Raw genomic sequence first — 26,218 nt, 5'->3', positions numbered from 1 at the left:
TATCTCGTGTTACTTTACTTTTTCTTCGGGAAGGTGCTGGAACCGCTCGACAGTTCGAACCGGAAATCAGATCCGTCATTGGTAATAGTTCCGGTAGCTGTGAACCCGATCTGTCCGTATGCTTCGTCATACACACAAGCGCCATCACATTTGCTGGTACATACCAGACCACCACCGGCGTATACACGTCCTTCCAGCAGTATATAGCCTGTTACCTGCATGCTGTAATTGCCATTGGTAGAGTAATTGCCATCGGCATCAACACCTGCCCTTACTCCTACTTCTACACCGGCGCAGGCATGGATAACTGAAACACCTATCCTGAAATAAGCATTCACGAAGATGCCCATACCCATATTGTAGGTCGTATTGTCTCCGAAGGCAATTCCCAATCGCACATCTCCTCCCACGGTTACTTCCAGTGCTGCATCTACCAGACCGAGATCGATATCGAAGTTGGGTACGCCCGGCACCGGTATTTCTGCGCCGGCCTCGAAGAAGAAACCATCGACCTTCTGCATATTGGTATAACCTCTGGGGAATTTGTTCAATGCCTGGTAGTAATAGCTATACTCCTTGAGCATGTTTTCAATAGCACTACGGCGATCACTGGATTGGTGGTTGTAATTACCAAAGAGCATATAGGCCTGTCCTTTTATGGAAGGGTTGCTCGTTTCCATACCGCCGCCTGCCATGAAATAGTAACCATAGCGGTCTACTACTATCTCAGCATCGCCCCTGATCTCCATGCTGCCAGCCTTGTTGTTGAAAGACAGGTTACCCATGAGGCGGTGGTTCTCCATGTCGTAGGTCATGTTGAGGTTGCCGAAGGGCGTCTCCATTTTCTTCAGCTTCACACTCTGGTTGCTGACAGACAATGCACCGCGTACATCGAAGCGCATGCGTTTGCCATCGGCCGTAAAGCCCATGCTTTCGGGCATATCTCCGTTGATGTAGAGGTGATTCCATTGGTTGTTCGTCACCCACATGCGGCCTTCTATATTGGAGAGTACAATAGGACTGTTGCCGGAACCACCTAAGCGTACGCTTTGTTTTTGCGGTGTTTCATCCAGCACCAGTTTGGTTTCCTGGCTGGTTTTGGTAAGCGTGAAGGCTACGTTGCTAAATACATCCGGATTTTCATCGCTCACCCTGCCTCTGATCTGCATCTGGCCGTTGCTGAAACTGATGCTGGTGCTATTGTTGTTGTTGAACGCAAACTCTACTCCATTTACTTTGATATTGTTCATGCCAAACGGACGCAGTGTCATACCGGAAATGGTAGTGGCGCCTGTTTTCTCGTAGAGCAATGCGGTGGGATACACCGGGAAGGCCGGGATACCGGGATCTAATTGTCCGCTCAAAGTGATCAGCGTGTTGGACAACAGCACCGACTGCAAAGTATAATCAGTAACGTTGTGCACCTTGTAAGACGGCAGGCCGCTCAACAGATTCACCGTTTGTTCGCTATTGCTGTAGAACCATACCGAAGTAAAGGGTATTACTGCATTGGCAGCAAGGCCGCTCAGGTGCTGACCGCTGATCTCTGCTGCAGCTACTGTACTGCTCTGGCTCGTGATGGCCAGGTACCAGGCCGGCACACTACGGGTGGCATCATACCCAAAGGTGGCGCCGGTGTGTACAGTGACCGGCACGGCATTGAGCAGTTTTACATTGTTGGTTTGCAACGAGCCTTGTGGTATCCAGAATTCTGTAGGATACAGTTCGGCGTCATCCACCGGCATGTTCATACCAGCTGCAGTGAGCGTACCGTCAAACTTCACACCGGTGCTGTTGACGTAGATGCGCTGCCACAACATACTGAAGGTGCCCAATGCAGTAGTATGATTGATAGCCCTGTTGATATTATCCAGCTCCCTGTTCTTATTGATGCGTACTCTACCAATAGGCAGGTTGAGATTGCCCTGTGATACATGCTCCAGATTTGTCTGTAACCGTGTATCCAGTGTCAGTGAGTCTTTATATATGCGCGAAGTGCTTTTTGCTGCTATGGCTTCAAAGTCATAGAGGCGGTAGTTGAGTGCATTACCGGCATCATTGCCGATACCTATGCCCTGACTGGTGTTGACAACTGAAGGCCCGTTGGCGGTAAATATCTGGAACAGGGTGGGATTGTCGACACTACTGGTGACGAGGTTGATGGATTGTCCTTCATCGAGGGCAATACTGTTGCTCGTAAAAGAAGTAAGCTCAATTCTTACCTTAGCCTGTGCCACGCCTTGCTGCACGTTGCCTGTTGTGTGATTGGTGAGCGTGACACCCCTTGTATTGTCGTACATAGTGGCATCGTAGAAATTAAAGACCCTGATCTTCTGTTCATTCACATCCGTTTGCATGGGCAATGTCTGTGGACGGCAGTATGGTTTCAATGAGTCGTTCCTGATAGCATCTGCTACCACCATCAGGTCAGAAAACTCAATAGTGTTCAGTCGCTTGCCGTTGGCACCAGAGCCACCCATTTTGAATACCGTATTCAATGAGTCGGAGATATTGACGATGCCGGAGATCTTTACAGATTTGTTTTGAACGGCAGTTGTGTTTCGTACGACTCCGCCATTATTCTGACCACCTGTATTCTGGCCAGCTGCTCCGGCCCCTACTCCTCCAACTGTCTGCGCATTTTCTGTAAGCGCCGTTACTTCCAGCGGGAAGCCCAGCAGGCGACTCAGGTCGAGGTCTTCATAGATGCGCAACTTAAAGTTGATGGTAGTGGTAGTAGGGCCTCCAACACCAGATAGTGTATAAACATAGAACACCAGGCCATAGGCGTTTTGCCCGCTGGCTTGTCCTTCTGTATACTCCAACCCCTGATAACCTACCTTGGAAGCAGTGAAAGTAAGAACCGTGTCAGCAGGCACACCCGTCATCGTGTATTCGCCATTGCTATTGGTGAATGTCTCTATTAATGGAGACGAGCCTTTTACCCGTACGCGCGCATTGGCAACCGGCACCTGCCCAAACGTTACTTTACCTTTTACAATCCTCGCCTGCTTCAACTGTACATCTACCCGCTTCCATTGCTTGCTGGCTAAGCTGTAGACTTCTTTATCGGTAACCACATAGCTGGTACCATCTGGACCGGTGATGCGGAAGGTGAAGCGGGTGCCTCCATTTTTGAAGGCAAAGTCCACACCGCCACCATTGTTGGTGAATTTGGTATAGAGGCCTATAAATTCGGGAACATCATTCGCGACGAGATTATTACCGACACCATTATTGAACGGCAGGCCATTGTTATTCTGGTTATTATTGTTGTTATTGTTCTGATTGTTGTTATTCTGGTTACCGATGGGTTGATTCTGTGGCAAAGAAAAATTGCCATCCTGGATCCATGGGCTGGACAAGCCGTTGTACATTTCTGCGGAGTTGTTATCCAGCAGCAGTTCAACCTTGGCTCTGGCAAGGGCGCTCGCCGGCAGCATGCCCGTCTTGCCTTTCACATTGAAGTAGATGCGGTGAAGCTTATATTTAATGACCACGTCTTTTACCACATCTTCATTCGAAGGTATAGTAAGCGTGATGGTATCCTTCTCATACTTCTCATCGGTGAAAGGGTGGATGACTATTTTGCGGTTGCCGCCTGAAGGCAGGTCGAGTTCAACGGTATGATAGTCGCCAGCAGGATCATCCACAGGATGAGAACTTATGGTCACACCCTCTACGCCCGTTGCAGGATCATAGTAATGCACTTTAGCGCCTGCTTTATTTCCCCCTTCATCTTTGAGCCTGAGCGTAAGCTTTCCTTTCGGCTTCAGCCATATTTCACCTGCATTGAACGCTATGCCTGGCTTGAGTATACCCATGTCACCGCCCTCGGCTTCATTCCAGGTGCTGAGTTTATTGATGGGCACATAGGCGCTTTCAAAACCATTTTTATCCACTTGTAATATGTAGTAATACCCATAGGGATTATTAAATGCACCTTCATAAGGCAGCAGTTCTTCATTCACTCTTCCATCAGCCCCTGTAAGTCCGGTACGTTCCCAGATCATAGGTACACCATGATTTTCCAGCGCAGCCTTGAGGAGGAGAAAGCCAGCTTCCTGTCCTTCTTTGATCAGGTTGCCCCACTTGCCCTGGTAAGCAGTCTGCCGGGCACGTTGCATGCCGGCCTTGCTGATCTTCCACAGGTACCAGCGCGCCCCGGGTTGGTTTTGTCCCAAATTGTCCGTATTACCAGCAACACTGTTCTTTACCTGTGCATATATGCGCGGCTTCACGCGGTAAGTGCCTTGTATGTGGTAATACTCTGTTCGCGACCCAAGCCGACCCGTTTCTGAATATCGTTGAAGTGAGAGGCTGTTCAAACAGTTACCATGCGCACAATCGGCATCGATATAAACATCTGAGTATTTAAGACAGGAACTGCCAGGTTGCCACTGGTTTTTGGTGGCGTATCTCAGCTCGAAGTCATAATGCCCGATGGCCTGATCGGTTTGATTGGGATTTGCTATGCGGCTTAAGATGTAATAAGACGTTTTACCGTATGATCCGGTGCAAGCCTCCAATACAATGTTCTCGATAACGGCTTCTCCGTTGGCGCCGGATGTTGCTTTGCCAATGACCTCATAATCATACAAACCATCGTGGTAAATAGAGTTATCACTGAAGATGCCCGGACTTCCTTCATCTTTCGGTATCATGTTATTGCGGGGCGTGCGCCGGCACACCATCACTTCCATACCATCTTTTGTCTGCGAATGGTCCTCATTATCGGCTACCAACACGCGCAACCTGAATGTTCTCACCTGGGCATAGAAAGTACCCATATCCTTATTGCCAGGCACGCCAGTGAGGTATTGGATAGGCTGCGCATAATAGGTCGAGCCCTGTGCCGCCAGCCTCACCATCAATACGGTATGGTGCGCGCCGGAGATGCTCCAGTTGCCTGCATCACCACCGCCACCGCTATTGATGGGCGTATTGCTGAAACCAAAGTTGATATCTTCAAGATCGGGCACATTGAAAGTGTAACTTCCATCAGCCGTGGTAGTTGCTGTAGCCAATACGGTAGGGGCAGCGTCCACTAATACATTACCCGGCAATAGCGTAGGTGCATTGCCACTGGGAGATGGATTGACGAAACGGGTGGCTTTGATCAGCTGCACCGTCATACCCGCCAGCGGGCTGCTTTGATAGCCGGATAAGCCATCGGCATTACCGAGGTAAGCCGTGTTGCCATTGTTGTTTTGCTGAAAGTTGTATCCGGCATCATTGTAACTGTTATTATTATTGTTGTTGCCGCCACCACTCTGATTGCCTCCACTATTGGATGAAACAGTATTACCAAAGTTGTTTCTATTGGAGGCATAACCACCCATCAGCCAGTAGTAACGTAGCTTTCCCTTCAGGGAAACATTATTGAAGACAGGGCCATTATATTCCCCTAAGGGCAAATCATTACTGGGTGCATATGTTGCATTGCCTACCTGGAAGGTCACGATCTCACTGCGCCCCAGGTTGGTCATCAATGTTTTTTCATTCCGGTCGCGGGCAATGACCTGCATAGCATAGGTAGCTCCTTTTTCGAAAGGAAGATCATATGGCTGTGTAACATAAGTCTGTGTCAAAGACTTTTTCCTGTTCACTACCGGATTACCGGCATTGAAATCACGTGCAGCCGCAATAGCATCATTGGGGTTTTGGCCCGGCTGCACTTTGACAACGATCTGATCATATTCTATCAGCGCGCCTGAGAGGTTACCCATGGGAGGCGTCCAGCTAAAGTTGAGGTTCTTTTGCTCGACCGGGTAAGTATGGTTGTTTTGTGGGAAAGTGATCACCGGTGGATCGAGTCGGCTGAGGTTGAAGTTGAAGCAGCCTACAGAAGCATCGGAGAGTTGTTTGCCCGTGCGGTAATCGTAGGCATTGATACATACCTGGTAATTACCTTCCGGCAGCAGACCTGTTTGTATGATGTTGGCCAACATCGCATCATTAGCATTGGTGGTAATGTTGTTCTGATCGAAGAAACGCATTGCATCCGGATTGGCCGTCAGCACTACGGTAGCGCCAGGCCCGAGAGTAAGAGGCACCGGCGGCATAAAGTCTTTATTGGTGCGGATGTACACGCCACGCGACTCATTGCTGATACTACCGCCCAACTTGATATCCAGAGAAGTGCGGGTAGTATTGGTGAGCACGATGACTGCTTTGTTCTCCAGACGATAATAGTCCTTGATGTAAGCAGAATAAGGCGGACGAAGCGTAAACGATATGTTTACCTGCGCCGATGCAGTAATGGATACAAAGGCCAGCAGCAGGAAAAGAATGGCCAGCAATAACCGTTTACTGATAATGGGTGGTATATTTTTCATGATTACAGTTGCTATGGGTTGATGTATTCGGGTAAGGTTTGTTAGAAGGTAATGCCGTAGCCGACACGGAATGTTTTTTCATCGAAGCTTTGCACGACGGTCTGGTCCTTGGCTTCGTTCTTTAGGTAATTAAAGAGCAGTTGTACTGTATTTCTCTTTATAAGCCTAAAGCTGAGTCCCACGTCAGCATTGAGGGTATAACCGTTGGAAGTACCGTCAAACTTGTTGCTGTTGTAAGTAGCATTGGTAGTGACCGCCAGCTTTTGTTTGAAGACAGGCAGCGTAGCTCCCGCCCCCGCGCCTATGGAACCAATATCGCCACCTGGCAAACTCGTATTATTATAATTAGCCGAAGCATTGAAGGTTAGCCCTGTTTTCAGGAAGGAATGACTATACACGAGGGTAGAGAAGAGCGTGTGCTGATCGGCCGTGGCATTGATGCTTTGTACCGGACTGTTGAGTGATTGATAGCTGGCCACGAACTGCACATTCTTCACAGTGCTTTCATCGACAAAGTTTAAATAAGGCATCAGCACAACGCTTTGCGACACCTGTTTGAACAATTCATCTGTTGGGGAAGTACGTAAGGGGTTCTGTGTGATACCGAAGTTGCTGTAGCTAAGGTTGAGGCCAAACCACTGCACCGGCATATAGCTGATGTTGCCATTGCCGGTAAAGCGTTTGGAGGTAGCCAGCTTTTGCTGATAGATATTGTCTTCCTGCCAGCCGAGGTTACCATTGATCATTAGTTTTCCTTTGATCAGCCGCAGTGAAGGCAACACCGAAAATTGTTGTATATCGCTCTGGAAGAAGTAAGCGCCCATGGATTTGTAATCGGGATCGATACGCTTGTAGCTAACGCCCAGTCCGAATATTTTTCCGGCATAGGATAGTTTTGTTTCACCCGCCGTCAAGACTTGTGATGAGATGCGGGAACCGAAGAACTTCGTGAGCTGACGGAGTATTTTGGGATCGGAAGAATCCAGCGCTATTTTTTCACTGTGTATGTCATTGGTGTAATGGCTGAGACCGATATCCGTTTGCCAGGTGAAGTGCTTGAAGAAAGTAAGTCTCCACGATAGGCCCAGCACATGGTTCTCCGCCGGTGGCAATGAATCCCTGAACTTGGAATCTACAGAGCCTTCTTTGTCCCATCCTTTGAGGTAAGAGAAATCGAGGTAGTTCTTTTCTGATCCTACGCCTACTTTGGCTGCATAAGCCATACGGGTGTAAGCAGCTACCGGACGAAAGGCCAGTGGATTGGCCATCTGTGCCGAGTCGATAGAAGCAGAGCGGTTGAGCCGCCCATACATGAATCCGAGCCGCAGCCCTTTAGGGTTCAGCTCTACCCCACCGCCCAGCATGCGATAGCCTGCCAGCGTATAGGGAGAGAACTGAACGTTGCGGTAACCGGCGTGAACGGTTACCCATTTGTAACGAGGACTGATTCCATATTGATTGAAGGGTTGGTAGTACCTGTTCTCAAAGTTGCTCAGGAGAAAAGAGAACGGTATCTGTATGCCGAGTACAGTTAGAGTCGGCGTGCCACTGATCATCCAGGAAGAAGCCTGTTTCCTGTTTTCGATGCCACTGGCGCCATATTGCTCAAACTGAAGGTTGAGGGTGCCGCTGAACTTTACCGGCTTTTTGAAGTTGATGCTTTCAATATCCTGCGAGAAGGATGGTCTTGCAAACAAGACCAGCAGTAACAGGATGGGTAATTTGTTGGTGTATGGGTGGTAATGCATGGAGCAGTTGTTTTAACCATACAAAATTGATTCATACACAAAGGGAATAAAATCGCGAGAAAGGGTGAGAAATGAGGAGTAGTGAGTCCAGAGTGGTGAATTCAGAGTAGCGGATTCACCTGATTGGTTATACGAGTTTATCGCGGAGGGCGCGGGCAACAGCTTCGGTGTTGGAGTTTACCTGCAGTTTGAGATAGATGTTGCGGATATGTGTTTTGATGGTATCCAGTGATAGTTCCATGGAAGAGGCGATCATCTTATAGCTCTTGCCTGTTACGAGGTGTTGCAGTACGGCGCTTTCTTTGTTGGTGAGTTCCACCTTCTCTGTAGTATTACGCTCCGGCACATTGGCCCTGAACAATTCCATCACCCGGCGGGCGATGCCCGGCGTCATGGGCGAGCCGCCGCTGCTCACATTTTGCAAGGCTTCTATATAGCCTGCCAGTGTTGTCGTCTTTAATATATAACCTGAAGCGCCTGCGCAGATGGCATCGAAGATATAACTGTCCTCGAAGAAGACAGTTTGTATAAGCACGTGTATGTTAGGGAAAGTAGTTTTGATGATACGGGTGGCTTCTATGCCATTCATACCTGGCATCTCGATATCCATCAGCACAATGTCGGGCCTGTCTTTCTCTATCCGGTGCAGCAGGTCGCTGCAGTTGTGGTAAGCGCCTGCACACATGAAGCCGGGCGTACCGTTCAGTACGATCTGCAGGCTTTCACGGAGGTGTTTGCTGTCTTCAAATATGGTGATCCGAATCTCGGGCATAGGTCTTATTACAAAAGAACAATTATTTTACGATATGGGAGATCGCGAATATGGGTGAATACCGGAGGTAAGAAGAAGGAAGTAAGAAGTCAGACAGGAAAAAACAGCTGCACTTCCGTTCCTATGCCCGCCGCGGAAAGGATATCCAGCTTGCCGCCCAGCTCTTTTGCCCTGTTGCGCATGTTGTCCAATCCATTGCCGCTGCCGGCCAGTTCCGTATTGAATCCTTTCCCTTTGTCTTTTACCAGTAGGCAAAGGTGGCGGTTGTGCATATCTACTGTGATATCGATCGTATGGCTGCCACTGTATTTGACAGCATTGTTGAGTGCCTCCTTGAAGACAAGATAAAAGTTCTTGCGTTGCTGCATGGAGAGCTTCAGCTTTTGTAATGCTTCGGTTCCATCCAGCGTACAGGTAATATTTTGTGGTGCGCACATTTCATACATAAAACGCTCCATGCGCTGAGTAAGGCTAAGCCCTTCACTTTCCCCGGGCTTGATCATCCAAACGATGTCACTCATTTTGTCCATCGTTTCGCGGGCATTGGAGCTCACTTTCGACAGGATTTCTGTTTGTCCGTTGCCCGGCCCATGCTGCATGGCGGCCACCTGGCTCAGCATATGAATACTACTCAGTGAACTGCCCACTTCATCATGCAGATCGGCGGCTATACGGTTGCGCAATTCCAACTCTTTCATGCGCTGGCGCAAACGGTGGCGGCTCACCAGCAGGAAAATACCTGCAATGGCCAGGGCCACCAGCACCACCGAACCGATGAGATAAAAACGCTGGCTGCGCAATTGCTGTTGCTGTAATTCTTTGTCTTTATTCAGCAGGGCTATTTCTTTATCCTTCTGCCCTACTTCAAAGTTCTTTTCCAGCGTAGCGGTCTCTGCATCGTATTGCTGCTTATAGAGGCTATCGTTCAATTCCAACGCAATTCTCACGTTGGCATACGCTTTTTTATGATCGCCCAGTCCGGCATACGCTTCGCTCAACACGGAAGCCGCATCTCTCCTATAACCAAAGTCATTTTCAACCAGCGCGTATTGGTACGCTGATTCACCAGCCTTTGCGGCTGCTGCAAACTCTTTTTGCTGGTTGTACATGTCGGCTATCCGGATGTAGACCACGGTATATTGCCGGCTGTTGTCCTGGTCTTTGGCCCAATCCAATGCCTTATCGAGGTAAGGCCTGGCCTCCCGGGGTTTCTTCTGCTGCAGGTACAAAGTGCCGATATCTGAATTATAAGCAGAAAGGTTTTTACTATCCCGTGTGCTATCGCCGAGCACCAATGCCTTTTTGAAATACGCCAGCGCAGTGTCGTGCTTACGTTGGTCCATATACATGCCACCAAGATCACTGTATACCTGCCCTACCATCATGTAGTTGGCATCTTTCAGGTAAAGCTCAAGCGCTTTGTTGAAATAAAGGGTCGTGTTCTCATATTGCTTTTGCCTGCCGTATATATCACCAATGATGTGGTAAATACGGGCCAGCCGGTCATTGTCTTTTGCTTTTTCGGCGTACTGTAGCGCTGTATCGCAATAGATCAAAGCGGCACGGGGATTATGCAGGTTCACGTAGTTATCGGCCCTGTTGAGGTAGACCAATGCCAGCCGGGCAGGATCAGCGGTGAGCTTGGTATAGTAAATCGCTGTATCGGAGTAAGTAATGGAGCTATCGAGCATCCCGGCAAAAGAATAACCGGTAGCAATATTGATATAACAACGGGCAAGACCTTTAATGTATTCGAGACGCTTTCCCAGCGCTACACCCTGCTTCCAATAGGCAACCGCCAGGAGCGGGTCCTGGTGTGCGTAGTTGTTGCCGATATCGCGCAGCAACATCACTTTTGCCGTATCCTCTTTAGCCGTGGGTAATTTTTTGAGCAGCGAATCCAGCTTGCTGGTTTGGCCCCATGCAGTAGTACAGGCGAGTAATAAAAACCCGGTCAGTATACGATAGAACATGTTGGAGGGTGGTTATGGGGCAAACTACCCAATAGCGCACATAGTGATGAATATGAACGAGTAAACGGTAAATAATGAAGCATCTGGCACCATCTTATCATGGCCATAAACAAGCCGTTAACAAAAATACCCACCCAGGCACTTTTAACTGAATAATTATTCATTTATCTTTGTGCCGTGAAACCGAAAGACGAAGGTAAAATAGCTGAGATCTACACCGCCACCCTCACCCTGGTGAAGGAACAGGGGCTATCGGGCATTACCATGAGCATGATTGCCAAGAAGGCAGGTTTTGCCACCGGCACGGTATATATCTATTTTGCCAATAAGGAAGAACTGATCGTGAAGTTGTTCGATAAATGCATCGACGACTATACCAAACATTACTTTACGGGATACGACCCATCGGCTCCTTTCAAAGTGGCTTTCCATACCATTTGGATGAATATGCTCAGACATTCCATTGAGCGTTTCGACGAACTTGTCTTTATTGAACAATGCTTCCATTCTCCCTTTATTTCAGATGAAACCAGGAAGGCAACGAAAGACCGTATGTTGCCCTGGCGTGAGCTGATCGAGCGGGGCAAAAAGGAAAAGCTGATCAAGCAGTTCGATTATTCCTGGATCATGCTCTTCGTGCGGGGTGGTATGCGCGACCTGGTGAAGCATTGCACCTACAACCAGCTCAAGATCACCAACGAGTTCAAGGAAGCCATGTTCGAAATGTGCTGGGATGGCATCAAGGACTAATTTTTTGCCAGAATGATGAATATTTATTCACTCATGGTGTTCTTTATCATCGTTTGTTTTAACTAAATGTATATGTACCCAACTCAAAAAAGTGGTTTACTGGCACTGTGCTTAGGATTGGCTATATTTTGCTCCTTTGCCGTGCATGCCCAGGACCCAAAGCCCTTGTCGCTACAGCAGGCGATCGAACTAAGTTTACAAAACAGCAAACAGCTGAAAGTAAACAAAGCAAGGATCGACGCTGCTACCGGCCAACTGAAACAGGCTCTTGACAACCGCCTGCCCGACGTGAAGATCAGTGGCGCTTACATGTTCCTCACCTCCCCCAACATCGACCTCAAAACCGGCAGCAAGGATAGCAGCGGAAGCGCTTTCCCCAAACCCAACCAGGCGATGTATGGTATGGTATCTGCCAACCTGCCGCTGTATGCCGGCTTGAAGATCCGCTATGGTATTGAATCGGCTAAGTACCTCGAAAAAGCAGCAGCAGCCGATGCCGAATACAACAAGGAGCAAGTGATCCTCAACACCATCAATGCTTATTGCAATCTCTACAAATCCATTTCGGCCGTGAAGCTGGTGAAAGAGAACCTGAACCAGTCACAACAACGCGACAAGGATTTCGGCAATCTTGAAAAGAATGGTTTGCTGGCGCGCAATGATCTCTTAAAAGCTCAATTGCAAACGGCCAATATTGAACTGGCGTTGGTGAATGCTGAAAACAACCTGCAGCTGGCGATGGTAAGTCTGAACCTGATGATGGGCCTGCCGGAACAAACTATCCTGCAGCCTGATACTACCAGCTTCGGCCAGTCATTCACGCCAGGCTCGCTCGACAACTACGAGCAACAGGCTTTCCTTAATCGCAAAGATGTGGAAGCGCTTGGCCTGCGCAAAAAAGCAGTAGGCGCCGAGATCAATGCAGCCAAAGGAGAGTTCTATCCCAGTATTGGCCTGACGGGTGGTTATATCGCCGGTTATATTCCCAAACTGGTGACGGCTACCAATATTGTGAACATCGGCGTAGGCGTTCAATACAACCTCAGCTCATTATGGAAAGCGAAGTCTTCGGTGGCCATTGCCCAGGCCAACGAACGGGAGATTTCAGCCAACCAGGAAATGCTGAGCGACAACATCAGGCTCTCGATCAACAGAGCTTATCAGAACTTCCTGTCAGCTCAAAAGCGCATTGAAGTGCAGGGGAAATCGGTGATCAATGCTACCGAGAACTACCGCATCACGAAAAACAAGCACGACAACAACCTCGTGACCACCACCGAGCTGCTGGACGCCAACGTGGCGTTGCTGCAATCGAAGATCGCACTGGAAGAAGCCAAAGCCGACATTGTGGTGGCTTATAATTCATTGCTGGAGCAAGCCGGCTCGTTAACCCATGATCAATCAGTAAAATAAAGACCCTTAAAGGATAAAACTATTATTATGTCTACTACAAATAATGAACAAGCTGCTCCTAAAAAGCGAAACTATACCTTCCCCGTTATCCTCATCCTGCTGGTAGTGGGTGGTGGCTGGTTTGGTATCAGCAAATACATTCACTCGCTTCATCACGAAGAAACAGATGATGCGCAAGTAGAAGCCAACATCAGCCCCGTGATCCCCCGCATATCCGGTTATGTAACCGAAGTGCGCGTAAAGGACAACCAGGTAGTAAAGAAAGGCGACACCCTGCTCATTCTTGACGACCGGGATATGAAGCTTAAAGTGGAGCAGACTGAAGCAGCGCTTGCTACTTCCCAATCGAACCTCGAAGCCATGCGCGCCAATGCCGGCGCTGCACATGCCAATATCGCTACCACACAGGCATCTGTTTCTACCATCGATGCACAGATCGAAACAGCAAAAGTAAACGTATGGCGCACCAGCGAAGACTTCAAGCGTTTTGAGAACCTGATCAAAGATCACTCTATTACCCAGCAACAATATGAGCAGGCGTTGGCTGCCAAACAAACGGCCGAGAAGCAACTGCAGGTGTTGCAGGAACAAAAAGGACAAGCTTCACGCCAGGTTAATGCCGTGAGCTCACAAAGCAATGCCACTGCTTCGCAGGTGGGTGTGGCTGCTGCTGCCATCAAAGAAAAGCAGGTAGCCGTGGATGATGCTAAATTGAATCTCTCGTATACAGTAGTCACAGCTTCTTCCGATGGCAAGATATCCAAAGTGAATGTGCGTGAAGGTCAATTCGTGAATGCCGGCGCTGCATTGTTCAGCATTGTGCAGGGAGATGATGTGTGGATAGTTGCCAACTTCAAAGAAACACAGGTTGGTAAAATCAGGGAAGGACAAAAAGTAATCGTGGAAGTGGACGCTTTCCCCGGCCATGAGTTTGAAGCGAAAGTAGGCTCCTTCTCCCCTGCTACCGGTGCGCGTTTTGCCCTGCTGCCGCCCGATAATGCCAGCGGCAACTTTGTGAAAGTGGTGCAACGTCTTCCGGTACGTATCGAGTTTACGAATGCCAGCGACTCCCTGATCCACCTGCTGCGTGCGGGCCTCAACGTGGACGTGGACATTCACCTCGATGCGGTTAATTAATCTATATCAAGATGCAACAACAAAATTCGCTGATAGAGTACGGCGCCCGCCGGGTGATCATCACCATTACGGCGGTCGTGTGTGCCCTGTTGGAAATCATCGATACCACGATCGTAAACGTTGCGATCAGTGACATGCGGGGTACGCTCGGCGCCACACTCAATGAGGTGAGCTGGGTGATCACTGCGTATGCCATCGCCAACGTGATCATCGTGCCCATGACGAGCTGGTTATCGCAGCAGTTTGGCCGTACCAATTACTTTGCCGCTTCTGTCATTCTGTTCACCGTCTCTTCTTTCCTGTGTGGCAATGCTACCAGCATCAATGAGCTGATCCTCTTCCGCTTTTTGCAGGGATTAGGCGGCGGTGCGTTATTGGTTACTTCACAAACGATCATCACGGAGATATTCCCGGTAGAAAAGCGTGCCATGGCGCAGGCCATTTATATGCTGGGCGTGATCGTAGGCCCTACACTGGGTCCTCCGTTGGGTGGTTATATCATCGAGCACTATGCATGGCCCTATATCTTTTACATCAATATCCCGGTGGGCATCCTCGCTACGCTGTTGACCATCCGGTACATAAAAAGTCCTAAGTATACCGAGAAGCGTAAGCCCAGTGAAGTAGACTGGCTGGGCATTGGGTTGCTGGCATTGGGTGTTGGTTGCTTACAGTACATTCTTGAAAAAGGTCAGGAAGAAGACTGGTTCAGTAATACTACCATCATCCTGCTGACCGTACTGGCAGTGTTGGGTTTCTTCTTCTTCATCTGGCGTGAGCTGACGTTTAAGTATCCGATTGTAGAACTGCGGGTGTTGAAGAATAACAACCTGCGCATTGGAACCATCCTGTCGTTCATCATGGGATTTGGTTTGTATGGATCCACCTTCGTGATACCAGTTTATACTCAATCGATCCTGGGATGGAATGCCCAGCAAACCGGTATGCTGATGGTACCCAGCGCTCTGATGATCGCCTTCATGATGCCGATCATAGGTCAGTTGATACAAAAAGGAGTTTCACAGAAACTACTCATTACCGGAGGTTTTATCACCTTCTTCATTTTCTGTATGGGCTGTTACTATATCATTACCCCTTCTACCGGTGGCGATAATTTCTTCTGGGTGCTGATGATCCGCGGTGTAGGACTTGGGTTCCTGGCGGTGCCTGTTTCCGTGATGTCGCTCTCCACACTACGTGGCGTGCAGATCGGTCAGGGTGCAGCCTTTCAGGGCATGATGCGCCAGTTGGGTGGTTCCTTTGGTGTAGCGATGATCTCTACCTTCATCTCCCGGCAAAATATGGTACACCGCAGTACACTCGTGTCGAAACTGGATATTTATAACCCCGATGTGCAGCATCGTGTGGAACAGTTGAAAGCTGGCTTTATCGCCAAGGGACAACCCGTGAATGTGGCGGAAGGTTCGGCTTATAAATTATTGGAAGGCTCCATCAACTTACAATCCACTGTATTGTCCTATATGGATGTGTTCTTGTATGTGGGCCTCATGTTCCTGATCTGTGTACCTATTGTCATCCTGTTTGTAAGGCAATCGAAGAACAAGGTCAGCATGGCTGAGGCAGCGCATTAAACTGATAGTTAGCCGTCCCCCATAGGCCCATGCCGCTATCGCGGCTGGGCTTTTTTATTGTTGCGCGCCCGGCAAGCAAGATCACGTAGTTAGGGAATTGAGGGTGAGCAAAACAGTCGTTCCTTTTCCTGGCATGGAATCGATGGTCAGTTGCCCACCTATCTCTTTGGCTCTGCTTTTCATATTATCCAATCCATTACCCGCAACGATGACAGCCGGGTCAAACCCCTTACCGTAATCTTTTACGGTGAGTGTAAACTGCCGGTTTTGCAAATTGACCAGGATGTCAATTTTTTCGGTGCCACTGTATTTCACTGCATTGTTGAGCGCTTCTTTAAAGATAAGGTAGCAGTTCCGGCGCTGGGTCATAGACATTTTTAGCTTGTGTAAGGTCTCTGTATCCTGTAAAGAACAGGTAATATTCCGGCTGCTGCACATTTCATAAGCAAACCTTTCCATGCGCTGCACAAGGCCCTGCCCCTCCTTTTCACCCGGCTTTATCATCCATACGATATCACTCATCTTCTCCACTGTTTCCCGCGCATTGGTGCTTACCCTTAATAGTATGTCTTTGTGTGCAACATCATGCTGTTGCTGCTGCGCCGCCACCTGGCTAAGCATATGAATGCTGCTAAGCGAGCTTCCTACTTCATCGTGCAGGTCGGCTGCTATGCGGTTGCGCAGCTCCAGCTCTTTCATGCGCTGGCGCAGGCGATAGCGGTTAACGAAAAGGCCAATACCCAGTAAAGCAAAAACAGCTACTGCAAATGAAGCAATGGATCTTTGTTGCTGTAACTCTTTGTCTTTGTTCAGCAATTGTATCTCCTTATCTTTTTGAGCTACCTGCAAAGTAGTTTGCAGCCGCGCAGTTTCGTCATTGAACTGCGCCTTCACCAAACTATCGTTCAGGTTTTTGCTTATTTGCAGATACTTATAGGCCAGTGAAGTATTGCCCAATTTAAGATACGCATCCGCCAGGTTGGCGGCAACATCTTTTTCGCGCAACAGGTCGCGGTCTTCCTGAACAATAGCATAAGCCTTCAGCTCCTCCTCAATAGCCTGCTGATAGTTTTTCTTACTCATGTTGAGTGTATAGAACATATCATACACCACAGCCTGCTGCGTACGATTTCCTGTTTCCAAAGCATACCTGAGAGAAATACGGGCTACAGAATCAGCGAGCGTAAGGTTTCTCTGTGTATGGTATAGCTGCGCCAGCACGATCGTAAAAGAGGACAGGTTCTGAAAGTTCTGTATACTATCTGCAATGCGAATGGCTTTTTGTATAGACTGAATGGCTTTATCCGGTTGATCTGTTTTCTGGAACAGTAAGGCCCGGTTGAAATGCGACTGTCCCACCATTTGTATATTTTGTACCTGTTCAAAAAGCGCCTGTGACCTATCCAGGCTGGCTAATGCCTGGTCATATTGTTGCTGGGCAGTGTACACATAATTCAGGATGGCATAAATGCGTGCCATCCTGTCTTTGTTGCCGGAAAGTTCTGCATAACTTATCGCCGTATCACAATTTTTCAAGGCCTCACTGAACTGCTGCAAATTGGTATAGCTATCCGCTCTGTTGAGGTACACCAATGCGAGCCTGCTTACGTCGCCTACTTTACGGGCGTAGTAAATAGCATTATTATTATACACCAGGCCGGAATCATATTTTCCCATGAAAGTGAATGCGAGGGCGGTACCGGTATTACAACGTTCAAGCCCGCGATGGTACTGAAGTTTTTGGGCCAGCGCCATGCCGTGATTAAAATAAGGAATGGCAGCGGGAGCATGCTGATAAATCACTGAAGCACCAGCTTCCCAGTAAAGATTTACTTTATTGGTATCGTCCGGGGCTACTGCTATCCGCTTTAGTAAACTATCCAGTGCTGATGTTTGGCCCAACATGGTGGTAGTACTAATCAATAGCATGATAGCACACGTCGGCACGAACCGCGTGAAGGATCGGCAGCGGGGTGAAAACTTATTGCTGTTTGCCATGTACGGGGGTTAATGTAAATAACTGTTTATAAACCAGGGGGATAAAACGAGGAAAAGGTAGCGGGTTGAGGCAATGGCAATATGCCTGCAAAAGGTCAACTCTGCCCAAGAACGCTCCTTTTGCTTATATGGTTTTCCCATTGATTCTCCATTCATCCTCCGTTCATCCTCCGTTGATCTTCCGTTATAGTACGAAAGATCAATGGAGAGTCAATGGACTTAATTTGTATATACAATATATCTTGCATGTCTTCACAGGAAATGCATAGAAGAAGAGCTGATGTGGTATAGGAGCTTTTAGGAAATGCCACATAACAATTAAAGGAGTGGAAACGACGTTAGCTATTTCTTGATTTTAATAACCTCGGGATATGAAGATTGACAATATGAGAATCCTGATTGTATCAGCTATTTTAACCTGCTTAACATCTTGCCAGGTAAGCATAAACAAAGACCATGTGGCTGAAGGGACAAAGCTCATGTCGCAAGGTGATTACTTTAACGCCGACCTGGAATTTGATGATGCATTATTCGCTGACGAAAATAATTTAGACGCTTTAAGAGGCTCATGCTTTTGCGCGCTGAATATGAGATATAACGACAAAGCATTAAAGAGGGCAAACAAATTTATTGAGCTAAGACCAGATTCCTCTGTTGGCTATAGTGACAGAGGAATGATATACTTTGTTACAAAAGATTACGAAAAAGCTTTGGCTGACTTTAATAGTGTTATTGAAAAAGGTACAGACTATCCCACAGTTGCCTACTTCAATAAAGCAGAATCCTTACGGGAATTAAATAGGTTTGAAGAAGCTATAAAATCTTACAATACTGTTATTGCCGTTAACAATAAAGACGCAAGAGCCTACTTCAAAAAAGGAATAGCATTTTCAAAAATGGGAGACAAGGATAGCGCTTGTATTTCTTTTAAGATCGCAAAAGATTTAGGCGATCCTGAAGCAGGAAAAGAAATTGACGCAAACTGCCACTAAATAAGTGTTGCAGTATTGAGAACGTCTTAAAATAAAAAAGCTCCGAACATTCGGAGCTTTCTACTTATGTGCCCAGGACAAGATTCGAACTTGCACGTCCTTTCGAACACCACCACCTCAAAGTGGCTTGTCTACCAGTTTCAACACCTGGGCAGCCATAAAAATTTCAAATAAGAACTTTTGTACCCCAGACGGGAGTTGAACCCGTACTCGCCTTTCGGCAAATTGGATTTTAAGTCCAACGCGTCTACCAGTTCCGCCACCGGGGTGACGATTGTCGAAAAAAAAAGCAGATAACAACGCTATCTGCTTTTTTCATCTGAGCGGAAGACCGGGCTCGAACCGGCCACCCCGACCTTGGCAAGGTCGTGCTCTACCAAATGAGCTACTTCCGCTTTTTACCTGCAATTGCTTGAGCAACAGCGTGTATTATTTTTAAAAGAACTTATTTCGTGATTTGGGAGTGCAAAGATAGACAAAGAATAATTCCGACAAAATCTTTTTAAGATTATTTCTGACTAATTATCACTTATTTATAGTCAGGTGTGTACAACGTACTTGAAGGTACATTCACTTCGGGTTTTCCTTTATAGCTATGCTTATAGAGGTTGTAACAGCCGCCCAGAACGAAGGCTACTAAACAAAATACCTGCAGGTAAAACAGGAATACAGAAGAGTTTACCCAGTTGTTCTTAAAATCCTTGTTGCGGTAATCCTGCTCTTGTTCTTGCTCTAAATGTTGATCCATAATGAGTTGATTGCGATGCAAAAATAATGGTTCAATTTAAAAAATCAGCTTTTATTGCCAACAATTTCTGCAAAGGTCTTTTTACCTTTTACAAAATGGCTGTACACCACACTTTTGTGGAGGTACCCTTGCAGTTTGGCGCTTTTATCGGCGGGAAAAATACTCTGTTTTCTCCTGAAAAGCAACCATCCGACAAAAGCAATATGTGCTTTGAACACAGCCACAAAATAAGTGCCCTCCCCCGCCAGCAATGACTTCACCGCAGAAATCGCGTCCAGCCAGAACCGGTACAATATTTTCCAGGTGGCCATCCCCGCCGGCATATTCTTGGCCATCATGATGAGGTTGTTGCGGAAATTCAGGAACACCTTCCGGGAATTGCCCTTGGGCAACGTTCCCCCGCCCACATGGTACACCACCGACTGTGGACAGGCATACACCTGGTATCCCGCCAGCTGCACCCGCCAGCAGAAATCGATCTCCTCCTGGTGGGCAAAGAAAAAAGGATCTAACCCACCCAGTTGATGGTACAGTTTAGCCCGCACAAACATAGCTGCCCCACTGGCCCAGAAAATAGGAGCTGCTGTATCATATTGTCCATGATCAGTTTCGTTCACATCAAATATGCGCCCCTTTGCAAACGGATAGCCCAGGTAGTCGAGCCAGCCACCAGCCGCCCCTGCATATTCAAATACCGTTTTATTATGGTGCTCCAACAGTTTGGGTTGACAAACGCCAATGCTGGCATCCGATTCCATCAGCGCCATCACCGGCTCTATCCAACCCGGCGTTACTTCTACATCTGAGTTGAGCAACACATAATAATCACCGGCCACTTCTTTCAGCCCCTCATTGTATCCTTTGGCAAAACCATAATTACCGGCATTGCGCACAATCTGTACCTGGGGATAATGTGTCTGCAGAAAACTGATGGAGTCATCAGTCGACGCATTGTCGATCACCACGATGGATTTGTTGGCCCAGGTAGACGCCTGTACTGATGGCAGGAACTGTTCTAAGAACTTCCGGCCATTCCAGTTGAGTATTACTATGGATACTAAAGGTTGCGTCATATTACGGGATGCAAAGGAACGCATTTTATAGATTCTTAGTATCTTTCGAAATCAACAAATCCTGTACATGATTCGACCGCTGTTTAACTGGAGAACCGGCTTATCGATTATTGCAATTGCCATCGTCAGCGGTACTATCTTCTACTCGCAGTTCCTGGCCAAACAAATTGCACTGGAAGAAAGGCAAAAAGTAGCGCAATGGGTGGAGGCCGGTAAGTTGCTCATGAACGATACCACCGGGATGAGTGATAAACTCGTGAGCATTATCGTTGCCGAAAACAGGACCATCCCTATTATCGAGACCGACGAGAAGAACAATATTACACAATACGTCAACCTCGACTCGGCAAGTATTGCGACCGACAGCAACTATGCAAAGAACCGGCTGAGGGAGTTCAGCAAACAGAATGAACCCATTGTGTGGGCTGATCCGCGCGACAGCACACGCACCAACCATTATTATTATGGGCACACCAGCCTACTCAATCAGGTACGTTATTACCCGTTGGTACAACTGTTGATCGTGAGCCTGTTTATCATTATCACTCTTACAGCACTTACTACCAGCTTCAAGTCATCCCAAAACCAGGTGTGGGCGGGTATGGCAAAAGAGACTGCCCACCAGTTGGGTACGCCACTTACATCATTACAGGGCTGGGTAGAAATGTTGAAGGATATCCCGGACAATGAAAAGATCGTTGCCGAAATGGAGAAAGATGTAAACCGGCTGAAGCTGGTATCGGACCGTTTTGGTAAGATCGGTAGTACGCCTCATCTTGAAGAACACAATATCGTGGCGCAGGTTTCCAGCATGATCGATTATATGCGCAAACGAGCTCCGGGTAAAGTACAATTCTCTTTAGATACCGGCGATCAGCAGGAAATAGTAGCCAGCATTTCTCCTCCCTTGTTCGATTGGGTCATTGAAAACCTCCTGAAGAATGCACTCGATGCCATGGAAGGCAAAGGCAGCATTGCCGTACAGATACGACAGGATGATAAAGAAGTGTTGATCGATGTAACGGATTCGGGTAAAGGCATTGCCCGCCAGAATATTCACCGCGTGTTTAAACCCGGATTCACCACCAAGAAAAGAGGATGGGGACTGGGGCTCAGCCTGAGCCGCCGCATCATTGTTCAATACCACAAAGGACAGCTCTTTGTGAAACAATCAGAGATCAACAAAGGCACCACTTTCCGGATCGTGCTTAAGAAGTAACCAGTTATATATCTACAAATAAAGCGTGCGCTCCAATAGAGGCGCACGCTTTATTATTTCACTAAAGTATCTGCCAGAAATAATTGGCATTCGCCTGCGTATACAGGTAAACACTGCTATACACCCTGCTCCAGTACAAACACAACCAGTTATTGGTATAGTAGTTATTTACAAAATACACCTCGTCCCCATAATTGATGCCAGTGCCTGTACTGGTATCTTTCTTATAAATAGTCCATTGCAGCTGTGAATAATTCCCGTTATAATAATACAAAGTAGGAGTAGACCAGGCGCCCAACATATTTTTCTGGCCGGCAGCATGTTCAGTAGTCTCAATCAATACTTGATCACCATGTTGCACCTGACCAGGGTTGCCACCCTTAGTAGGTTTCAACACAAGACCAACAGGATTATTGGTAGTAGCTGTGGGATAATTGTAGGGGTACTGACTTACCAATGGTGATATGAACAATCCCTCCTGGGCAAGCATATTAAGAGAGGTCCCATACATGACCGGCTTTGTCACTGGCGTTGGCATAGCATAAGAGAAACTGGCGATGGGCGTAGCCTGTGGATTAGAGGGTCTGTTTACACCCCAGGAAGGAAACTGGTAATAAGAGGCTGTGATGGGATCGGTAGGATTTTGACGAACGCTGAAATCGAGAATGGCATAAGCGTGATTGTAATACCCTACCCCATTGGGATCCGTATTGGTGCCCAGTTCCCACTGAGAAGGAGTGCCATAATAAGGTATCTGCGGATAGTTCTGTGCATAAGGATTCGCTGAAGTCAACTCTTCATAAGCACTACACCCCAACAGCGCCGAATTTGACAACTGTAACAACCCTTGTTGATACAGTGCGAAATTATGTTCATGCCCCCACAGCCAGGCGGCCACCTTGGTGCGCAAATAAGGACCGAATACACTATATAAATAAGGATTGAGATACGGCAGGTTGCCATAGGTAGAAAGCGACCCATTCAGCTTGGCATTGGTAGAAAACAACTGGTGATGCGACAACAGAATGGTAGCACCTTTAAAATTATTCAGCTTGTCCTGGTGCCAGGTAGCTTCCGTAGATTGAAGCCATGGACCAGCATAGCCGGTATTGAACTGATTGGCCGGATTGGCATCATTATAACCGGTATCCATAGCCAGGAACTGATAGCCGAGGTCTGCCGTTCTCAGACAAAAATAACTGGCAGGCTGTGCGGCATTTGGAATATTGATGTTTAGCTGTGTAAGCATCGGAAAATAACCATAGCCCAACGAATAATACTCATGATTGCCCGGAATGGTAAAGACAGGAATCTTACTGGCGCCCACTGCTGCCAGGGCATCTATAAAAGCATGGGTGCACTCAGTAGGTGTTCCGGAATAATAAATATCACCCAGGTGAATGATAGCAGTTGGATTGTGTTGCAGCATGATATTCTGCAACAACTCAATGGCATCATCAAGCCCTGTTCCCCAATCCCCGATAACAGCTACTTTGGCATCATTGGGCAACTGGTATTCGATCACACCGTAATTGATATTGTTATGCCCCTGAATGGTCCAATCATTATATAGAAATTGTCCGCTGTACTGGAGTAAATAATTAGCATACGTTGTGGCGCAGGTAATGAAACCAGGGTCGTTATCACTGAACTGGCGGTAGGTGGTCCCCAACGCATCAGCCAGTGCTACATCTCCATTGATCTCCGCATTCGCCTTTTCATAACACAAATGAGAAAGATAAACATTCAACTGGTCGGGAATGGACAGGTTACGCTCGGCTGTTGGCGGAGTGCCCTGGTAAGTAGCAGTAACATGATCGGCAGCCGCTCTAACCATGGGATGCTGCAGCACCTTGGTTTGAGATACCTTGCTATGTACTTTTTTCAGCTGTTGCCGTGCATGCTCTGCCACGGCCGTTTGCCAAAGGGACAGGGGGCGGCTTGCCACCCGGTCAAATCGGATAAGCGACATAGTATATGATTTAAGGTTAAGAATCAGGAAAAGGACAATAAAATTCCAGTGGGATACAGATAACAGTAATGAGGAGAGTCGATAGTAAAAGTAGAGAAGCTTTCAACACAGAAAACAGGAATAAATACCTGTTTTTACAAGTGCATGAACAACTATGTCACCAATTGAACAAAGCTATTTACCGGCAGAAAGAGAAAAAGGCCGGTCAGCCTGTCCTATACCACGCGTTGTATTGGGAGAAGCAGACATGTTAAACTCAAACAGGCCGCCGTTTACGATATCATTGTGCGTAATATAATTTTTGGAGTAAGGCGTACCATTAAGCGTAGCTTGTTGTATATACACGTTTGAACCGCTGTTGCCATTGGCTTTTATCACCAGCTGTTTGCCGTTCTCCAGTGTGATGGTGACTTTTTTAAATAAGGGACTGCCCAACACGTATTGATCAGTACCGGGACACACACTATAAAAACCAAGCGCACTCAGTACATACCAGGAAGACGTTTGCCCCTGATCTTCATCACCGGGATAGCCGTTTTCAGTAGCACTGTACAATCTCCGCATCACCTCGCGCGCATGAAACTGTGCCTTCCAGGGTTCGCCGGCATAGTTGTAGAGATAGATCATATGCTGGATAGGCTGATTGCCATGCGCATACTGCCCCATATTGGCCATGGCCATTTCTGTCATCTCATGTATGGGTCTGCGGTAGGTACCCACTTTAAAAGTGTTAGGCTGTGTAAACACAGAATCCAGTTTGGCGACAAATTGCCGGTTGCCACCCAGCAGGCCGATCAGCCCCTGTACGTCATGAAACACCGACCACACCCAATGCCAGGCACAACCTTCGGTGTAAGGCCCGCCCCACTCTGTTGGGTCGAAATCAGCCAGCCATTGCCCCTTACTGTTCCTGCCACGCATGAAGCCAGTAGTAGAATCATACACGTTGCGGTAGTTGTACATCTGCTTGGCAAAGATGCCTTCATAAAAAGGCGCCTTTACTGTTTTGGCCAGTTGGTATCCGCAAAAATCATCGTAAGCATACTCCAGTGTTTTGGCAGTAGCCTCACCATACTCAGGATAAGGCACATAACCCAACTGATAATATTCTTTCCAGCCATGCCTGCCGTTGGCGGGCCCCCACGGCCCTTTGTTGGTAGCCTCGTGCAGGTAAGCAGCCAATGCTTGTTCGGGATCGAACGTGCGAATACCTTTCACCCACGCATCCGTGAGCAGGGAGATGGCATGATTACCGATCATGCTGCCACCTTCACCGGGAAACGACCACGCAGGCAACCAGCCACACTGCTCTTTGGCAGCCAGCAGCGCCTGCATGTAGCGGCCATGCATGGTGGGATGCAGAATGGTGTTTAAAGGAAACTGGGCACGGAACGTATCCCAAAAGCCAGTGTCCGTATACATGTAGCCATAATAGATCTTACCATCGTAGGGACTGAAATAGTAAGCCTTGCCATCTTTGTCATACTCGAAGAACTGGCGTGAGAACAAACTCGCCCGGAAGAAGCAGGAATAGAAAGTAGCTTTGTTCTCTTCGGAATCATCTTCCACCAATACTTTCGACAGGTATTTATTCCAGGTATCCGTAGCCGCCTTCTTTGTATCATCGAAACTTTTGAAGCTCCCCAGCTCACGCTGCAAGTTCAGCTCTGCCTGTTCAGTACTGATGTAAGACGAGATCACTTTTACCTGTACCTTTTCGCCGGGTTTGAATTGAATATAAGCCCCCACTCCATCACCTTCGGCTTGCGCCGCTGCTGCCTGCACGGTGTTCTTGCGATTCTCCCAGGTGCCCCATGCTACAAAAGGTTTGTCGAATACCGCTACAAAGTAGTTTTTGAAGTTGGCCGTTTTGTAATGCCCGTTGTTCACATAACCAATGATCTTCCTTTCTTCAGGAATGATCTTCACCATACTCATCTTGGTGTAACCATCTAATACAATATAGCTATCCTGCTTTTTAGGAAAAGTAAAACGCAGGTGTGCACCACGCTCTGTGGGCGTCATCTCAGTAGAGATACCATTGTCGAGCTGCACTTTATAATAATCGGGATGGGCAGTTTCATTGGCATGACTGAAGCCGGTAGCCCGTTCATCTTCGTTCACGGTGAGTTTGCCGATCACCGGCATGAAGGAGAACACGGCATAGTCGTTGGTCCAGGAACTACATTGATGTGCCTGTTGAAAACCACGGATTGTTTTTTTGGTATACTGGTATTTCCAGCCATCGCCATTCTTACCGGTTTGCGGCGTCCAGGTATTCATACCAAATGGCAACGCTGTAGTAGGATAAGTATTCCCGCGCGTCAACTCAAAAGAAGAGTTGGTCCCCTGTAAGGTGTTTACATATTTTACGAGGTCTGGCTGCTGTGCCAATGCTACTTTACTGCAGAGAAGCGCTCCAACGATCAATTTCCAGTTCATAAGGAAGTTTTGCTTTTTATCCGGCGGCATCGCCAGGAAGAGCCCAATTTC

The 26,218-nt window shown here is 47.7% G+C and carries 15 protein-coding genes and 3 tRNA genes; 6 read left to right on the top strand and 12 right to left on the bottom strand.

Annotation, left to right across the window (positions count from 1 at the left end):
* Positions 1–14: 14 nt before the first annotated feature.
* The 4 genes from AC5JBY_RS14840 to AC5JBY_RS14825 form a co-directional block, all read right to left on the bottom strand.
* Positions 15–6,338: a carboxypeptidase-like regulatory domain-containing protein gene (locus AC5JBY_RS14840; protein ID WP_495905389.1), complete on the bottom strand. Its 6,324-nt coding sequence runs from the start codon at positions 6,336–6,338 to the stop codon at positions 15–17.
* Between the two features lie 41 nt (positions 6,339–6,379).
* Complete coding sequence (locus AC5JBY_RS14835; protein WP_495905388.1) at positions 6,380–8,086, bottom strand: hypothetical protein; 1,707 nt, start codon at positions 8,084–8,086, stop codon at positions 6,380–6,382.
* Positions 8,087–8,213: 127 nt separating this feature from the next.
* Complete coding sequence (locus AC5JBY_RS14830; RefSeq protein ID WP_495905387.1) at positions 8,214–8,858, bottom strand: response regulator; 645 nt, start codon at positions 8,856–8,858, stop codon at positions 8,214–8,216.
* 89 nt (positions 8,859–8,947) lie between these two features.
* Complete coding sequence (locus AC5JBY_RS14825) at positions 8,948–10,831, bottom strand: tetratricopeptide repeat-containing sensor histidine kinase (protein ID WP_495905386.1); 1,884 nt, start codon at positions 10,829–10,831, stop codon at positions 8,948–8,950.
* Positions 10,832–11,008: 177 nt separating this feature from the next.
* On the opposite strand from AC5JBY_RS14825, the gene AC5JBY_RS14820 reads away from it, so the two are divergent.
* From AC5JBY_RS14820 to AC5JBY_RS14805, 4 genes are all read left to right on the top strand, one after another.
* Positions 11,009–11,581 carry a TetR/AcrR family transcriptional regulator gene (locus AC5JBY_RS14820; RefSeq protein WP_495905385.1) on the top strand — a complete coding sequence of 191 codons (573 nt, stop codon included), beginning with the start codon at positions 11,009–11,011 and terminating at the stop codon, positions 11,579–11,581.
* A gap of 72 nt (positions 11,582–11,653) precedes the next feature.
* The gene (locus AC5JBY_RS14815; RefSeq protein WP_495905384.1) at positions 11,654–12,994 is read left to right on the top strand and encodes a TolC family protein; all 1,341 of its coding nucleotides are present in this window, start codon (positions 11,654–11,656) and stop codon (positions 12,992–12,994) included.
* Positions 12,995–13,021: 27 nt separating this feature from the next.
* A complete protein-coding gene (locus tag AC5JBY_RS14810) occupies positions 13,022–14,131 on the top strand; it encodes an HlyD family secretion protein (RefSeq protein ID WP_495905383.1) in 1,110 nt (369 codons plus the stop codon).
* An 11-nt stretch (positions 14,132–14,142) separates the two neighbouring features.
* Positions 14,143–15,723 carry a DHA2 family efflux MFS transporter permease subunit gene (locus AC5JBY_RS14805; RefSeq protein ID WP_495905382.1) on the top strand — a complete coding sequence of 527 codons (1,581 nt, stop codon included), beginning with the start codon at positions 14,143–14,145 and terminating at the stop codon, positions 15,721–15,723.
* 81 nt (positions 15,724–15,804) lie between these two features.
* Here the strand turns inward: AC5JBY_RS14805 and AC5JBY_RS14800 are convergent, their stop codons facing one another.
* Entirely contained in the window at positions 15,805–17,721 is a 1,917-nt protein-coding gene (locus tag AC5JBY_RS14800) for a tetratricopeptide repeat-containing sensor histidine kinase (protein WP_495905381.1), read from the bottom strand.
* A 371-nt stretch (positions 17,722–18,092) separates the two neighbouring features.
* Here AC5JBY_RS14800 and AC5JBY_RS14795 point away from each other — a divergent pair, with 371 nt between their 5' ends.
* Positions 18,093–18,713: a tetratricopeptide repeat protein gene (locus AC5JBY_RS14795; protein WP_495905380.1), complete on the top strand. Its 621-nt coding sequence runs from the start codon at positions 18,093–18,095 to the stop codon at positions 18,711–18,713.
* Between the two features lie 69 nt (positions 18,714–18,782).
* Here AC5JBY_RS14795 and AC5JBY_RS14790 read toward each other — a convergent pair.
* The 5 genes from AC5JBY_RS14790 to AC5JBY_RS14770 form a co-directional block, all read right to left on the bottom strand.
* A tRNA-Leu gene (locus AC5JBY_RS14790) sits at positions 18,783–18,866 on the bottom strand.
* A 30-nt stretch (positions 18,867–18,896) separates the two neighbouring features.
* Positions 18,897–18,982 (bottom strand) — tRNA-Leu (locus tag AC5JBY_RS14785).
* Positions 18,983–19,035: 53 nt separating this feature from the next.
* Positions 19,036–19,108 (bottom strand) — tRNA-Gly (locus AC5JBY_RS14780).
* A 134-nt stretch (positions 19,109–19,242) separates the two neighbouring features.
* Positions 19,243–19,461, bottom strand: a complete 219-nt coding sequence (locus AC5JBY_RS14775) for a hypothetical protein (RefSeq protein ID WP_495905379.1) — start codon at positions 19,459–19,461, stop codon at positions 19,243–19,245.
* 44 nt (positions 19,462–19,505) lie between these two features.
* On the bottom strand, positions 19,506–20,534 hold the full coding sequence (locus AC5JBY_RS14770; protein WP_495905378.1) for a glycosyltransferase family 2 protein: 1,029 nt from the start codon (positions 20,532–20,534) through the stop codon (positions 19,506–19,508).
* Positions 20,535–20,601: 67 nt separating this feature from the next.
* Here AC5JBY_RS14770 and AC5JBY_RS14765 point away from each other — a divergent pair, with 67 nt between their 5' ends.
* Complete coding sequence (locus AC5JBY_RS14765; RefSeq protein ID WP_495905377.1) at positions 20,602–21,753, top strand: sensor histidine kinase; 1,152 nt, start codon at positions 20,602–20,604, stop codon at positions 21,751–21,753.
* Between the two features lie 61 nt (positions 21,754–21,814).
* On the opposite strand, the gene AC5JBY_RS14760 is transcribed toward AC5JBY_RS14765, so the two are convergent.
* Together AC5JBY_RS14760 and AC5JBY_RS14755 are read right to left on the bottom strand one after the other, a co-directional pair.
* A complete protein-coding gene (locus tag AC5JBY_RS14760) occupies positions 21,815–23,725 on the bottom strand; it encodes a metallophosphoesterase family protein (protein WP_495905376.1) in 1,911 nt (636 codons plus the stop codon).
* A gap of 174 nt (positions 23,726–23,899) precedes the next feature.
* Positions 23,900–26,167 carry a GH92 family glycosyl hydrolase gene (locus tag AC5JBY_RS14755; RefSeq protein ID WP_495905375.1) on the bottom strand — a complete coding sequence of 756 codons (2,268 nt, stop codon included), beginning with the start codon at positions 26,165–26,167 and terminating at the stop codon, positions 23,900–23,902.
* Positions 26,168–26,218 lie beyond the last annotated feature (51 nt).

It is taken from the genome of Paraflavitalea sp., from assembly GCF_059502485.1.
This window is presented reverse-complemented; position numbering and strand designations above follow the sequence as displayed.